Here is a 13,655-nt window from a genome sequence, read left to right as displayed (position 1 = left end):
GAAGCGCATGAAGAAAATTGGTTTCCTGCTTTCCACCGCCACCCTCGCCGCTGCCCTCGCCGGGTGCGCCGTCACCGCCGTGCAAGCGCCGGCACTGCAGCCGGCGCAACCCGGGGCCATTGCCACGGGCAAGGCCGAAGTGCTCTGGCTCGGGCAGGCCACCATGCGCATCACCACGCCGGGCGGCAAGGTCATCGTGATCGACCCGTGGCTCACGACCAACCCGAAGACACCGGCCGCCTTCAAGCAGCTCAATGCGCTGGGCAAGGTCGATCTGATCCTGGTGACGCACGCGCACTACGACCACTTCAACGATGCGCCAGCACTCGCGAAGATGAACAATGCGCCGGTCTACAACGGCGGCGGCATGGGCCCTGCCATCGTGAGCCTGGGCATCCTGCCGACGGCGCAAGTGCAGCGCTTCGGCAAGAGCGGCACCGTCGCGCCCTTCGGGGCGGGCGGCGTGAAGATCACGGCTGTCCATGCCGAACACTCTTCCGAACTGGTGTGGAAGAACCCCGGCACCGACAAGGAAGAAACGCACTTCGGCGGCGAGCCGGTGGGCTACATCATCGAGCTGGAGAACGGCTTCAAGATCTGGCACATGGGCGATACCGGCCTGTACGGTGACATGAAGCTGATCGGCGAAACCTACAAGCCCGACCTCGTGCTGATCCCGATCGGCGGCCACTTCACCATGGGCCCGCAGGATGCCGCCACCGCCGTGCGCGACATGATCAAGCCGCGCTACGCGATCCCGATGCACTACGGCACATTCCCGCTGCTGCGCGGCACGCCGGCCGAGTTCACATCGGCGCTCGGCACTTCCACGACGCGGGTGCTGGTGCCCGAGCCGGGCCAGAAGGTCGACTTCTGATGGACGCCGCACGCCGCTCCTTCTGTGCCGCGGGCGGGCTGCTGCTGGCCGGCTGCGCCAGCACCCGGCCGGACGCGCGCGCAGCGGCCAGGGCCGAGCTGGGCGCCACCGGCAAGCTGCGCGCCGCCATCAACTTCGGCAACCCGATCCTCGCGAGCAAGGACGCGTCCGGCGAGGCACGCGGCGTGTCGGTGGACCTCGCACGCGAGGCTGGCCGCCGCCTCGACCTGCCCGTCGAGCTCGTGCTCTTCAACTCCGCCGGCAACGTGGTGGAAGCGGTCAAGGCGCGACAGGTCGACCTCGCGTTCGTCGCGATCGATCCGGTCCGCGCTGCGGACATGGAATACACGGCGCCCTACGTGATCATCGAGGGCGCCTACCTGGTGCGCAACAGCTCGCCGTTGCAGCGCAACGATGAAGTGGACCGCCAGGGCACGCGCATCGCCGTGGGCCGGGGAAGCGCCTACGACCTGTTCCTGACGCGCGAGCTGAAGTCCGCCTCCCTCGTTCGCGCGCCGACCTCGCCCGAAGTGACCAACCTCTTGCTCGCCCAGAACCTCGACGTGGCCGCCGGCGTGAAGCAGCAACTGGAAGCGGATGCGAAGCGGGTGGGCGGCGTGCGCCTGCTGCCCGGGCGCTTCATGGTCATCGAGCAGGCCATGGGCGTGCCCAAGGGCCGCATCGCATCGCAGACATGGCTCAGCGGCTTCATCGAGGAGATGAAGGCCTCGGGCTTTGTGGCGGACTCACTGAAGAAGCACGGCATCGAAGGCGCGGGCGTGGCGCCTGCGGCCCAGCGCACTTAGCGACCGCCTCGGGCGCACCATCGCAGCGGGTAGTCGACCGGCATCGCCGGTGCCGGTCATGCGCATGCGCAAGCGCTCCCACGGTGGTTCAAGCGCCCCGGGCTCATCGCGAGTTGCAGCCGGCGACCGCGAACTGCAACATACGTTGCGATGCATGGAGGCAACCCTATGAACACTTCTTCGACCTTTCTGGCCACGCAAGGCGACGCCTACGAGAAAGTGATGGGCCGCTGGAGCCGGCAACTTGCGCTCCCCTTCCTGGACTTCGTTGGCACGGCGGAGGGGGATCGCGTGCTCGACGTCGGCTGCGGCACCGGCCACCTGGCCTTCGCGGTGGCCCGGCGATCCGGTTCCGGCGAACTGCGGGGCGTCGACCTGGCGCAGCCCTATATCGAGCACGCGAGGCGGCACAACCAGGATGCACGCATCGTCTTCGATGTGGCGGATGCCTGCGCGCTGCCTTTTCCGGACCGGGACTTCGACCGGGTGCTGTCGCTGCTGCTCCTGCACTTCGTGCCGCAGGCGGAGCAGGCCATTGCCGAGATGCGGCGCGTTGCCAAGCCCGGCGGCGTGGTCGGCGCAGCCGTGTGGGACGCGCGCGGCGGCTTTGTCGCGAACCGGATGTTCTTCGACACTGCCGCCGCACTCGATCCCAAGGCCAGGGAACGGCGCGCACGAAATTACACGCGGCCCATGACGCGGCCCGGGGAACTGCAACGTGCATGGCGCAACGCCGGACTGAAGGACGTGGTGGAAACCACCCTGGTCCTCCGCATGGAGTTCGCCTCCTTCTCGGATTACTGGTCGCCGTATGAAGGAAGCGAAGGCCCCGCAGCGGAGTACGTCGCGAGCCTGACCGACGCCGAGCGCGAGCGCCTGCGAGATGCTGTCGAGGCGGCGTATCTCGACGGCGAGGCCGATGGCCCGCGCTCCTATGCTGCACTGGCCTGGGCCGTGAAAGGGACGGCGCCTTCCTGAGCTGGATGGAATCGATGCGTCGAATCCAGTCGCGGCCCTGGACTGTCACGTCCACGTGACACAGGCGGACGAGCCGGATCTCGCCTTCCTCCTCCGCCTCGTTGCGTGCGCCATTGCGATTCACTTTGGTGCGGCGTATCGTGACTGCACCCTGAAGGAGCAGCACATGCCCTCACGAAGAAATCTTGCGGGCGGATCGACGCGGGGCATGCCGTCGATCCCGCCGAGTTCACTCGGCTATCCCATGGACATGACGAAGCCATCGGATGCCGAGCTGTGCGAACGCGCAGTGCAAGCCATCTGGCGCAGCCTGGATGAGCATGACCTCGTGGACGAACATGTGCGACAGGAGTTGGCGGCGGTCCTCGAGCCGCTGACGGGACTTGCCTTGGGAGATCGTCCGCAACGCTTGCTCAACGTCCTGAGGTTGCCCAATCCGATCGACGCCTCCCACCTTTATTGGCTCACCCGCCGCCTTCTGACGCTCGTGCCCGAACTGCAAGCCCTGGCGAGCGCGCGCAAGCTCTAGACGCCCAGCCCTGAGCGCTGAAGCGAGCCCTTCAGTCCACGACCAGCCTGCGATCCCTGATCAGCGCCGACAGCACCTTGGTCTCGTTCGACCGCCGCCGCCAGAACGGCGATTCGAAGCGCTGCTCGATCGCATAGTGCTGCGCGCGCTCGACGAGATAGTCCGTGCACTCGTTGTCGCGAGCGGCGTCGAAGGACGCGATCAACTCGTCCGCGTGCGCCGGCCGTTCGATCGCTTCGCCGATGGCGACAGCCGCTTCGCGCGCCTGGCGAAGTGCCCGCAGCACACCGCTGCCGGACAGCGGGTCCACGGCCAGCGCGGCATCGCCCACGGCGAGCCACGGCCCCGGTGCCGGCGCCTTCGGACGAAGCAGTCGATGGCTGTGGGCAAGATGCACCTGCGGTGCGCCGCAGGCTGCGGCGTCCACGCGACATCGCGTCGCCACGCTGTGCGCCATCGCCCTGCGCCATCCTTGCGGGCGATGCAGGCCCCCGCGGGCACACAGGTCGCCGTCGGTCATCAGCATCGCGATCGTGGCTGGCTGTGGGTCGCCGGGCAGGGGCGCCGAATACCACCACCCCTCTTCCACCGCCTCCACGAGGAGGTGATGGCGTTCGGTGGTGCTCGCGTCAGGGCACACGGCCGCGATGCCCACGAGCGAATCGAATCGCATCCGCCGCGCGCCGATGGCGCGGGCGATGCGCGCACTGCGCCCCGTCGCATCCACGATCCAGCGCGAGCGCCACACATGGCCTCCGGCGTGGACGCACCACGCGCCGCCGTCGTGGCGCACGGCGCCCACCCTGCACGCCTCGATCCATTGCACACCGGCGTCCCTTGCCGCTTCGGCGAGCATCTGATCGAAGGCTGTGCGGTCGACGTGCCATCCACTGCACCATGGGCTGGTCAGGTGCGAGCGCGCCTGCGCGGAGGGCTCGCCCCAGATGCTGCGCGTGCCCCACGATGGCAGCGACCGCAGCGCCAGGAAGCGGCCGCGCACGCCGAGGCCCAGAAGCTCGGGCTGGATGTCGGGCGACAGGCTTTCGCCAATGCGCGGGCGTTCGAAGCGGGATGCCTCGATGAGCACGACCTGGCGGCCGTCGAGTGCCATCCGGCGTGCGACCGCCGCGCCCGCGGGCCCGGCGCCGACGATCACCACGTCCTGCAGATCGGCGGGGTTCATCGGTCAGCGGGCGGCGTCGTGTCGCGGCATGCCTGCGCCATGCACTTGCGGAGCTTGCGCAGATCGACGCCGGCGTCGAGCAGCCGCTTCTCGAGTTCGGGCGAGATCACGCCCCCCTCCTTCAGCACGCACTCCACCCAGTCGCACAAGCCGTGGTGGGTGCCCATGCCGGGTGGCCGGGTACTGTCCTCGGCATCGCGGTCGCCGCCGCGCCAGACTGCCACCGTCAGCGTACGTTCGCGGCTGAAGGCCTGGCCGCTGCGGGTTCGGCCGTGCGCACGCACCCGCAGCCGGTAGACCCCTGCTGAATCCGCGCGGAATTCGGCGGCAAAGCGGCCCGGCTCCGTCATCTGCAACGCCACTTGCGACCGGCTGCCGTCCGGGCGCGTGATCTCGGCCCAGACGCTGCCCGGCGTTTGCAGCGGCACGGCCGATTGCGTCAGCGTGGCGGCAAGCCGCACCGTTGCGCCCGGCTCCCAGTTGCTCTGGTGCGCTTCCGCCCGCAGGGAAATATCGGAGTAGCTGTGCACCACGAGGCTGTACGGCAGCGTGCGGCGCTGCTCCGTGCCGACCGCACCGGCAGCGGCGAGCCCCGGCATGGCACCTCCCGGCGCGTTGCGCTCGTAGTCCCGCGCCACCTCGAAGCTGCGCAACTGCTCGTTGGGCAGCGCCGCAGGCCGAACGGGTCTCGGGCGCTGCCGGGCGTCAGCGTGCAGGCCGCGCAGAGGCGCCAGGTCGATTCCATCCTCGCGGCCTTCGGTCGGCCTGGTGCGCGGCCGGCCGATGGTCAGCAAGGCGTGCCAGGTGCCGGCCTGGTCGAATCGCATCTGCAGCAGTTGCGTGGGGAGCACCAGGCGGTAGTAGGCGACGCCGCGGCCGAGCACCCAGCGCATCGTGGGCTCGCTCATCGCGCGCCACGGCTCGATGATGCGCCCCGACGGCGCCTGCAGCCGGAAGTCGAGCAACTCCGCAAAGGGGCTCAGCAGGATCACGTCCACGCCGGCATCCGCATCGGTCAACTGGAAGGGGATGCGTTGCACCTGCCCTGGCGCGATGTCGCCGTCGGGGTCGAGCACGACCTCGGCGTTGCTGACGCCGGCCAGGATCTGGAGGAAATACTTCTGCAGCAAGAATCGGTTCTGCTGGCCGATCGAACCCGTGATCAACAGGAAGCCGCCGTTGTTGCCCGAGATGTTCTGCAGGGCGGCGGCGCTGGTGTTCTGCGGCGTGCCGAGTCCGATCGCATAGGTGTATTCGTTGATCTGCGGCGCCACGTCCGCGATCCAGCGTGGCTGGTTCTCGATGCCGTCGGTCAGCACGGCGAGCGCCTTGACGTCGAAGCTGCCGGCGCCATCCAGGATCTGGCGGCCCTCGAAGATGCCGTCACCGATGCTCGTCGCGCCGGCCGGATCGAAGCTGTTGCCTCGGATGAGGTCGATGGTGTCGCTGCGGTTCGTATCGCCAATGCCGCCGGCCCCGAGCATCTTGACGGGCTGCACGACCTGCGCATCGCTGTCGTAGCGCACCAGGCCCACGCCGTCGCCCTCGAGCATGACGTCGACGAAGATCTCCGCCGCCTGCTGCAGCGAGGCATGCTTGGTCTGGCCGTCGCCGCGGTCGTCGGCCATGCTGCCGGAGCGGTCCAGCACCAGCGCGACCGCCGCCGTCTTGCGCGCGATGGTATTGGCGTCGATGGTGATCGACCAGGTCTGGCCGCTCGTGGCCTGCACCGTGACGGTCTGCGTGGGAATGGACGAGGGCGCGGCCCCTGTGCGGTAGATGACCCACAGCTGCGCGGTTGCGATGCCGACCCCGCCGGTCGGCCCGACCGTGACGCTGGCATTGCCCGGCAGCAGTTGCGGATGCGACAGGGCGCCGCCGGGCGCGTAGTCGAAGGTGACCGAGGCGCTCGGCGCACTGACCTCGAAGGTGATCGCCAGGGGCTGCTCGCGCACCATGCCCATCGGGCCCTGCGGCACGTCGATGAAGTCGAGGTGCGGGGTCATGAGCGTGATCGACGGCGTGTCGCAGCGCTCGACCTCTACATGCTGGGCGCCCTGCTCCACAACGAAACCCAGCTTGTGCCAGTTGTCGACCATTTCCTCGTAGTTCGTGACGCCACGCGCCCAGTCCTGCGCGGTGCTCGTGCCCTCCGGCGTGACCATCGAGGGTCGCGGCACGGGCCACCAACTCCCTGCGCAGTCCTTGAAGTCCGCCTGCCAGGGCAGCGCCATCGATGCGCTCATCGTGCCCGGCAACACGCTTCCGTGGTCCACACGGAACGCGGCGACGTAGTTGGTCGGGAACAGGATCGGCCGGTTGGCGGGATCACGGCCGCCGGCCTCGATGCCCGGAAAGAACGAGCCTCCGACGCAGGCCTCCAGCGCCGCGCGGTCCAGTCCATCGGGCGTGAGGTTCGGTTCGACGACCGGCGCGACGCCCCAATCGTTGATGAACGTGCCGGCTTCCCAGCGCTCCAGATGCGCCAGCTGGATCTCCGTCGGTCCGGGGTCGGACCCTGCAAGCGCCGGCATGTTGCCGTTGGGCCTCACGCGGCTCAGCACCGCGGTGCGTATCGCCGGGGCGATCACCGGGTCGGCCCAGGCGTGCTTCGACGCGCCGACGGGGTAGACCCACCGGATGTCACGGGCGCGCTGAAGGAAGGGCTGTACGTCGCGCGTGTACGAGGTGGTCGTCGGCTCGGTGACCAGGCCCGCCGTGGCCATGGCCTGGAACAGGCGATCCCACAGCGTCGTTGGTGTGTCCTGGTGCGGCGCGAACTTCGGCGGGGCGGTGATGACCCAGGCGCCGGTGACCGACGGCGTGCTGCCGTCGGCGTTCAGGGTGATCGAGGCCGACACCGGACCGTCCCCGATGTCGTCGAACCAGCCGACGTTGCCCCAGAAGCTGACGATTGCATTCCCACCCGGCGAGGCCGACCTCCCGGAACCGGCCAGCACCAGCAGGCGGTTCTGGGTGTCGCTGCGGATCTCGCCGAGCGCCACTGCCGTCGTGGACTCGCCTGCGAAGCGGATCGTGCCGGTGTCGAAGTGCTGCAGCTGGTTCGGGCCGTGCGTGCTGCGCGGGCCGGGGTCGATCACCAGGTCACCGGACGGGTCGTTGCCGCGCCCGGGGTAGGCCGCCTTGCGGTTGGCGAGGTGCACGGTCCAGGTGATCGCAGCTTCGGCATCCGTCACTTCGCTGAAGCTGCCGTCATCGTGGTGCGCGAAGATGCGGAACCGTGCGGCTTGCCGCTTCACGCGGCACTGGGAGTCCTTGAAGCCACCGCTTGGATCGGGACGCTCGCCAATGCGCTCTGGCCCGATGAAGAACTCGTCGCTGTTGCCCACGCGCGCGATGCCGATCGCGGGATGGATGCGGTAGGTGGTGGCCATGGTCTCTCCCCTGCTCAAGTCCCCCGGCGGATCCGCCCGGGGGGACCCATTAGAGGCATCGTCCGCGCCGAACTGCATCCACCCGATTGGCGTTGTGCAGGCACGAGGCGTGGGCAGCGAGGGCGGCCACGCCACGGCGCCCGGGAGTGGCGCCGTCCCACCTGTTGGGCGCAGAATGATCCGCGCGCGGATTCGGATTCACCTCCCAGAACATTGGAGACAACCATGGCATTCAACGGTTCGGCCATCGCGGCACTACTGGACGGCGCTGTAGCGAAGGGCGCCCTGCATGGCGTTTCGGCGGTGGTGGTCGACCGCAATGGCCAGCTCTTCCACCATGCGGCCGGCGAAGCGAGCGAGCGCACTTTGTTCCGCAACGCGTCGATGACGAAGGCCGTGGCCACGACCGCGGCACTCCAGCTCGTGGAGCAGGGGCGGCTGAGCCTCGATGCCACTGTCGAATCCGTCCTGCCGGAGTTCGGCGAGCTGTCCGTGCTGGACGGCTTCGACGGCGACACGCCGCGCCTCCGGCCGCCTGCCAGCAAGGCCACGGTGCGTCAACTCATGACGCATTCGGCCGGCCTGGGGTACTTCTTCCTCAACGAGAAGCTGCTCCGGTATCACGCGCTGACGGGCGAGCCGAATCCCCTGTCGGGCCTGAAGCGCAGCCTGTCGGTGCCCATGGTCAACGACCCGGGCACCGCGTGGGAGTACGGCGTCAACACCGACTGGCTCGGGCTCGTGGTCGAGAAGCTGTCGGGGCAGAGCCTCGGCAGCTACCTGCGGCAGTTCGTCTACGCGCCGCTGGGCATGGTCGACTCCACCTTCGCGCCCAGCGCCGAGCAGCGCGAGCGGCTGCTGCGCGTGATGCAGCGCCAGGGTGACGGCAAGCTCGCGCCATCGGCACTCGACTTGCCGCCCACCTCGGAGTGGGACGCCGCCGGCCACGGCTCCTACGGAACAGTGCAGGACTACGGCCGCTTCGTGCAGGCCTGGCTGAACGACGGCGCGGGCATCCTCCAGCCTGCCACCGTGCAGATGGCGCTGCAGGACCACCTGAGCCCCATCCAGCTGCCGGCGCTGCTGAAGTCGACGATGCCCGAACTGTCGAACGACGTGCCTTCGCTCCCCGTGCCTCAGTCATGGGGCCTGGGCTTCCATCTCACGCAGGCCGATCTGCCGGGCATGCGCAGCAAGGGCACGGGCGACTGGGCAGGCGTCTTCAATTCGTACTACTGGATCGACCGCTCGAAGGGCATCGGCGGCGTGCTGATGACGCAGGTGCTGCCCTTCTTCGACATGCCCGTCGTCGAGACACTCATCGGTTTCGAGATGGCCGTGTACCAACAGGTGGGCGCGGTGGTGCCCGCGGCCTGAACCGCGGCCGGGCATGTCCATGACGGGACTCCCATCATGTCGGACATCGGCCTGACGCATGTTGCGCTGCCCGCGCACTCCCTCGCAGCCAGCGTGGCGTTCTATGAGAAGTACGCCGGCATGCAAGTTGTGCATTCCCGTCCCGGCGTGGTCTGGGTCAGTGACCGCACGAGGCCTTTTGCCATCGTCCTCATCGAATCCTCGAACGAGATCAAGCCGCTGCTGCCGATGGCGCACCTCGGCGTCGGGGTGCGGTCGCGGGAAGAAGTCGATCGGCTCTGCCGCCTTGCGCGCGCGGACGGATGCCTGGCCCGGGAGCCGGAGGATTCAGGCCCGCCGGTCGGCTACTGGGCACTGATGCGGGATCCGGATGGCCACACGCTCGAGGTGGCGTACGGTCAGGAGCTGGGTCACGCGGTCGAGGGCACGGCCTGAGCCTGCTCCGGCTCGGCATCGAAGAAGGCGAGCTTCCTGGCGCGCGGCAGTGCCTTGAGCCTCAGCTCCGCCCGCAACGCATCCCCCTTGCTTGCATATTCGCGGGCGGCAAGCACCCGCACCGGTGGGCGGGCGCGCGTGAATTTGGCACCCATGCCGAAGACATGTTGATAGAAGCGCTGCTCGACGTCGATCGCGATCCCCGCGTAGTACACGCCGTCCTCGCATTCGAGGAGGTAGAGCCAATAGGGTTGGGACTGCGGGTCGGACAGGGGTCGAGGCACGGTCGGATTGTGCAGCGACAATCCGCCCGCGCCCTGATCGGTTCGCCCGCCCCAACCCTGTCGATCTCTCTTCGTTCAGCGATCCATGTTCACCCTTACCCGCCTGACCATCCAACGCGCCAGGAAAGAGCGCTTGCCCCAGGTCGCCGGGAGCCTGACATTCACGACCTTGCTGTCCATCGTGCCCTTGCTGGCGGCGAGCTTCGCGCTGTTCACGCGCTTCCCGATCTTCAGGCGGTTCAAGGACGCGCTTCAGGAGTTCCTCTTGAGCAGGCTGCTTCCGACGGACATCGCACGGACGGTGCTGAAGTACCTGAACCAGTTCGCCGCCAACGCCAGCGGCCTGACCTGGGTCGGCTCGCTCTTCCTGCTGGGCACGGCCATCGCGATGTTGCTGACGGTGGAAAACGCGCTGAACCAGATGTGGGAGGTCCGGAAGAACCGTCCCTTCTTCAGGAGGGTCGGCCTGTACCTGCTGATGCTGGCGATCGGGCCGCCCGCCCTCGGCCTGAGCCTGTGGGCGACGTCGTACTTGCTGGGCAATTCGGTGGGCCTGATCGGCGCGTTGCCGCGATCGCTCGCGTTCGTGCTCGACCTCGGGCCGCTCCTGCTCGGCGCGATTGCTCTGACGAGCATGTTCTACCTTGTTCCGAACACCAAGGTACGGCTGCGCGACGCGATGGTGGGCGGCCTGATCGCCAGCGTGGCCTTCGAACTCGGCAAGCGCGGCTTCACGAATTACCTGGTCAAGGTGCCGACGTACAAGGCGCTGTACGGGACGTTCGCCGCGCTCCCCATGTTCTTGCTGTGGGTGTATTTCTCGTGGCTGGTCACGCTGGTCGCGGCCATGTTGACGGCCAATCTCGCGCCTGCCCGACGGCGGCCCGGAGGAAAGCCGGCTCGGGCCGGGCAGCAACGCGCCGGCTGAAGGTAACCAGCGGCCGGCGCATGGGAGCGCCGGAATTCATGTCCTGTTCATCTTCGCGGTTCAGCATAAGTTCTCCTCCGGACCCTCTCGAAGGTCCTTGCCCGCTTCGGCGGGCTTTTTCATGCGCGCGCCGAGGACTTCACTTTCTTCGCGGATTTCGACTTGGCCGAAGTGTTGAGGTCGATCGCTTCACGGATCAACGCCTTGAAGGCGGATTCGTCGACCTCTTCGCCTTCGTGGATGTCGATTGCCCGCCGGGTGTTTCCGTCGAGGCTCGAGTTGAAGAGGCGCGCCGGATCCTTCAGCGACGCGCCTTTTGCGAACGTGAGCTTCACGACACTCTTGTACGATTCGCCGGTGCAGATGATGCCGTCGTGCGACCAGACCGGCGTCCCCATCCACTTCCACTCCTCGACGACGTCCGGGTCTGCTTTCTTGACCAGGTTGCGCATCCTGGCAAGGGTTTCGCCGCGCCAATCCCCAAGATCGGCGATTTTCCTGGTGATGAGTTCCGATGCCGAGGGGCCCTCGCTGGTGTCCGACTTTTTCATGTTTTTATCCTAGAAACTGCAGGATATTTCGTTGAAAGACATGGGAGGATAGCCTTGTAGGAAGCGAAATTCGGGGCTCCACCTCGACGCCGGCCGCTTCGGGCATGGCACCGATGGTCCGCCTTTGACAGCCGGGAACCCTTGAAACCGCGCAAAAGGCCCTTATGATTAGCACTCGTCCAAGTTGAGTGCTAACAACACCCCGCTTTTTGACGTTGTGGAGCCGGCAACAACGCCGGCACGCGAACCAACCCCCGTTTCTTATCAGGAGATGCAATGAAACTTCGTCCTTTGCACGATCGCGTGATCGTCAAGCGCATTGAAAGCGAAACCAAGACCGCCTCGGGCATCGTGATCCCCGACAACGCGGCCGAGAAGCCCGATCAGGGCGAAGTGCTGGCCGTCGGCCCTGGCAAGAAGAACGACAAGGGCGAACTCGGCGCGATGAGCGTCAAGGTCGGCGACCGCGTCCTGTTCGGCAAGTACAGCGGCCAGACCGTCAAGGTCGATGGCGACGAACTGCTGGTCATGAAGGAAGACGACCTGTTCGCAGTCGTCGAGAAGTAATTTCTCGCCCGCCCATCCCCCCATCCAACTGAATCTCGGAGAAAACTCATGGCAGCAAAAGACGTAGTCTTCGGCGGCGAAGCCCGCGCGCGCATGGTCGAAGGCGTGAACATCCTCGCCAACGCCGTCAAGGTGACCCTGGGCCCCAAGGGCCGCAACGTGGTGCTCGAGCGCTCCTTCGGCGCCCCCACCGTGACGAAGGACGGCGTGTCGGTCGCCAAGGAAATCGAACTCAAGGACAAGCTCCAGAACATGGGCGCCCAGCTCGTGAAGGAAGTGGCCTCCAAGACCTCGGACAACGCCGGTGACGGCACCACCACCGCGACCGTGCTGGCACAAGCCATCGTTCGCGAAGGTTTCAAGCTGGTGGCTGCCGGCATGAACCCGATGGACCTGAAGCGCGGCATCGACAAGGCGGTCACCGCCCTGGTCGCCGAGCTGAAGAAGGCTTCCAAGGCCACGACCACCTCGAAGGAAATCGCGCAAGTCGGCTCGATCTCGGCCAACAGCGACGAAACCATCGGCAAGCTCATCGCTGACGCGATGGACAAGGTCGGCAAGGAAGGCGTGATCACCGTGGAAGACGGCAAGTCGCTCGACAGCGAACTCGACGTCGTCGAAGGCATGCAGTTCGACCGCGGCTACCTGTCGCCCTACTTCATCAACAACCCGGAAAAGCAAAGCGCGATCCTGGACAACCCGTTCGTGCTGCTGTTCGACAAGAAGATCAGCAACATCCGCGACCTGCTGCCCACGCTGGAGCAAGTGGCGAAGGCCGGCCGTCCGCTGCTGATCATTGCCGAGGAAGTCGAAGGCGAAGCCCTCGCGACCCTGGTCGTGAACACGATCCGCGGCATCCTGAAGGTCGTGGCTGTCAAGGCACCTGGCTTCGGCGACCGCCGCAAGGCCATGCTGGAAGACATCGCCATCCTGACGGGCGGCAAGGTCATCGCCGAAGAAGTGGGCCTGACGCTCGAGAAGGTGACGCTGGCCGACCTGGGCCAAGCCAAGCGCATCGAAGTGGGCAAGGAAAACACCATCATCATCGACGGCTCCGGCGCTGCTGGCGACATCGAAGCCCGCGTGAAGCAAGTGCGCGTGCAGATCGAGGAAGCGACCAGCGACTACGACCGCGAAAAGCTGCAGGAACGCGTGGCCAAGCTGGCCGGCGGCGTGGCAGTGATCAAGGTTGGCGCTGCCACCGAAGTCGAAATGAAGGAAAAGAAGGCCCGCGTCGAAGACGCCCTGCACGCCACCCGCGCTGCAGTGGAAGAAGGCGTGGTTGCCGGTGGTGGCGTGGCCCTGCTGCGCGCCAAGCAAGCCGTGGGCGACAAGCTCAAGGGCGACAACGCCGACCAGGACGCCGGCATCAAGCTGGTGCTCAAGGCCATCGAAGCGCCGCTGCGCGAGATCGTCAACAACGCCGGCGGCGAAGCCTCAGTGGTCGTGAACGCTGTGTTGGCCGGCAAGGGCAACTACGGCTTCAACGCCGCCAACGACACCTACGGCGACATGCTCGAGTTGGGCATCCTGGACCCGACCAAGGTGACCCGCACCGCACTGCAGAACGCCGCTTCGGTGTCCTCGCTGCTGCTCACGACCGAAGCCATGGTCGCTGACGCACCGAAGGAAGAAGCCGGTGCCGGCGGCGGCATGCCCGACATGGGCGGCATGGGCGGCATGGGCGGCATGGGCATGTAATTCACGCCCGGCTTCCAGCCAACAAAGAAACCCCGCGACTCGCG

The 13,655-nt window shown here is 67.0% G+C and carries 13 protein-coding genes; 9 read left to right on the top strand and 4 right to left on the bottom strand.

Annotated elements, in window-relative coordinates:
- Positions 1 to 7: 7 nt before the first annotated feature.
- From QTH97_RS11330 to QTH97_RS11315, 4 genes are all read left to right on the top strand, one after another.
- Positions 8 to 877 (top strand): metal-dependent hydrolase, encoded by an 870-nt coding sequence (locus QTH97_RS11330; protein WP_286568233.1) that lies wholly within the window; start codon positions 8 to 10, stop codon positions 875 to 877.
- Positions 877 to 1,683: an ABC transporter substrate-binding protein gene (locus tag QTH97_RS11325; RefSeq protein WP_286568232.1), complete on the top strand. Its 807-nt coding sequence runs from the start codon at positions 877 to 879 to the stop codon at positions 1,681 to 1,683. The genes QTH97_RS11330 and QTH97_RS11325 overlap by 1 nt, the downstream gene beginning before the upstream one ends.
- Positions 1,684 to 1,851: 168 nt before the next feature.
- Positions 1,852 to 2,661, top strand: coding sequence for a class I SAM-dependent methyltransferase (locus QTH97_RS11320; RefSeq protein WP_286568231.1), 810 nt, complete (start codon positions 1,852 to 1,854; stop codon positions 2,659 to 2,661).
- A gap of 166 nt (positions 2,662 to 2,827) precedes the next feature.
- On the top strand, positions 2,828 to 3,190 hold the full coding sequence (locus QTH97_RS11315) for a hypothetical protein (protein ID WP_286568230.1): 363 nt from the start codon (positions 2,828 to 2,830) through the stop codon (positions 3,188 to 3,190).
- A 31-nt stretch (positions 3,191 to 3,221) separates the two neighbouring features.
- On the opposite strand, the gene QTH97_RS11310 is transcribed toward QTH97_RS11315, so the two are convergent.
- Positions 3,222 to 4,373: an NAD(P)/FAD-dependent oxidoreductase gene (locus QTH97_RS11310; RefSeq protein WP_286568229.1), complete on the bottom strand. Its 1,152-nt coding sequence runs from the start codon at positions 4,371 to 4,373 to the stop codon at positions 3,222 to 3,224.
- Positions 4,370 to 7,768: a LodA/GoxA family CTQ-dependent oxidase gene (locus QTH97_RS11305; protein ID WP_286568228.1), complete on the bottom strand. Its 3,399-nt coding sequence runs from the start codon at positions 7,766 to 7,768 to the stop codon at positions 4,370 to 4,372. Before QTH97_RS11305 ends, QTH97_RS11310 begins: the two co-directional genes overlap by 4 nt.
- A gap of 225 nt (positions 7,769 to 7,993) precedes the next feature.
- Here QTH97_RS11305 and QTH97_RS11300 point away from each other — a divergent pair, with 225 nt between their 5' ends.
- Entirely contained in the window at positions 7,994 to 9,145 is a 1,152-nt protein-coding gene (locus QTH97_RS11300; RefSeq protein WP_286568227.1) for a serine hydrolase domain-containing protein, read from the top strand.
- Positions 9,146 to 9,181: 36 nt separating this feature from the next.
- Complete coding sequence (locus QTH97_RS11295) at positions 9,182 to 9,580, top strand: VOC family protein (RefSeq protein ID WP_286568226.1); 399 nt, start codon at positions 9,182 to 9,184, stop codon at positions 9,578 to 9,580.
- Here QTH97_RS11295 and QTH97_RS11290 read toward each other — a convergent pair.
- Entirely contained in the window at positions 9,556 to 9,864 is a 309-nt protein-coding gene (locus QTH97_RS11290) for a GIY-YIG nuclease family protein (protein WP_286568225.1), read from the bottom strand. The genes QTH97_RS11295 and QTH97_RS11290 overlap by 25 nt on opposite strands.
- Before the next feature lie 85 nt (positions 9,865 to 9,949).
- Here QTH97_RS11290 and QTH97_RS11285 point away from each other — a divergent pair, with 85 nt between their 5' ends.
- Positions 9,950 to 10,792: a YihY family inner membrane protein gene (locus QTH97_RS11285; protein ID WP_286568224.1), complete on the top strand. Its 843-nt coding sequence runs from the start codon at positions 9,950 to 9,952 to the stop codon at positions 10,790 to 10,792.
- Between the two features lie 119 nt (positions 10,793 to 10,911).
- On the opposite strand, the gene QTH97_RS11280 is transcribed toward QTH97_RS11285, so the two are convergent.
- Entirely contained in the window at positions 10,912 to 11,343 is a 432-nt protein-coding gene (locus tag QTH97_RS11280; RefSeq protein ID WP_286568223.1) for a DUF1801 domain-containing protein, read from the bottom strand.
- 276 nt (positions 11,344 to 11,619) lie between these two features.
- Here QTH97_RS11280 and groES point away from each other — a divergent pair, with 276 nt between their 5' ends.
- Positions 11,620 to 11,910 (top strand): co-chaperone GroES, encoded by a 291-nt coding sequence (groES, locus tag QTH97_RS11275; RefSeq protein WP_093109638.1) that lies wholly within the window; start codon positions 11,620 to 11,622, stop codon positions 11,908 to 11,910.
- 48 nt (positions 11,911 to 11,958) lie between these two features.
- The gene (gene groL / locus QTH97_RS11270; protein WP_286369040.1) at positions 11,959 to 13,611 is read left to right on the top strand and encodes a chaperonin GroEL; all 1,653 of its coding nucleotides are present in this window, start codon (positions 11,959 to 11,961) and stop codon (positions 13,609 to 13,611) included.
- The last annotated feature ends 44 nt before the right edge of the window (positions 13,612 to 13,655 follow it).

Source organism: Variovorax gracilis (assembly GCF_030317115.1).
Lineage (GTDB): Bacteria > Pseudomonadota > Gammaproteobacteria > Burkholderiales > Burkholderiaceae_C > Variovorax > Variovorax gracilis.
Note: the sequence above shows the minus strand (reverse complement) of the source record. Positions and strands in the feature narration are given on the sequence as shown.

What these genes read in the sequence shown, in the direction of transcription:
- groL (WP_286369040.1), top strand. Translation starts at nt 11,959, where the DNA reads ATGGCAGCAAAAGACGTAGTCTTCGGCGGCGAAGCCCGCGCGCGCATG.
- QTH97_RS11300 (WP_286568227.1), top strand. Translation starts at nt 7,994, where the DNA reads ATGGCATTCAACGGTTCGGCCATCGCGGCACTACTGGACGGCGCTGTA.
- QTH97_RS11330 (WP_286568233.1), top strand. Translation starts at nt 8, where the DNA reads ATGAAGAAAATTGGTTTCCTGCTTTCCACCGCCACCCTCGCCGCTGCC.
- groES (WP_093109638.1), top strand. Translation starts at nt 11,620, where the DNA reads ATGAAACTTCGTCCTTTGCACGATCGCGTGATCGTCAAGCGCATTGAA.
- QTH97_RS11320 (WP_286568231.1), top strand. Translation starts at nt 1,852, where the DNA reads ATGAACACTTCTTCGACCTTTCTGGCCACGCAAGGCGACGCCTACGAG.
- QTH97_RS11315 (WP_286568230.1), top strand. Translation starts at nt 2,828, where the DNA reads ATGCCCTCACGAAGAAATCTTGCGGGCGGATCGACGCGGGGCATGCCG.
- QTH97_RS11310 (WP_286568229.1), bottom strand. Translation starts at nt 4,373, where the DNA reads ATGAACCCCGCCGATCTGCAGGACGTGGTGATCGTCGGCGCCGGGCCC.
- QTH97_RS11280 (WP_286568223.1), bottom strand. Translation starts at nt 11,343, where the DNA reads ATGAAAAAGTCGGACACCAGCGAGGGCCCCTCGGCATCGGAACTCATC.
- QTH97_RS11295 (WP_286568226.1), top strand. Translation starts at nt 9,182, where the DNA reads ATGTCGGACATCGGCCTGACGCATGTTGCGCTGCCCGCGCACTCCCTC.
- QTH97_RS11325 (WP_286568232.1), top strand. Translation starts at nt 877, where the DNA reads ATGGACGCCGCACGCCGCTCCTTCTGTGCCGCGGGCGGGCTGCTGCTG.
- QTH97_RS11285 (WP_286568224.1), top strand. Translation starts at nt 9,950, where the DNA reads ATGTTCACCCTTACCCGCCTGACCATCCAACGCGCCAGGAAAGAGCGC.
- QTH97_RS11305 (WP_286568228.1), bottom strand. Translation starts at nt 7,768, where the DNA reads ATGGCCACCACCTACCGCATCCATCCCGCGATCGGCATCGCGCGCGTG.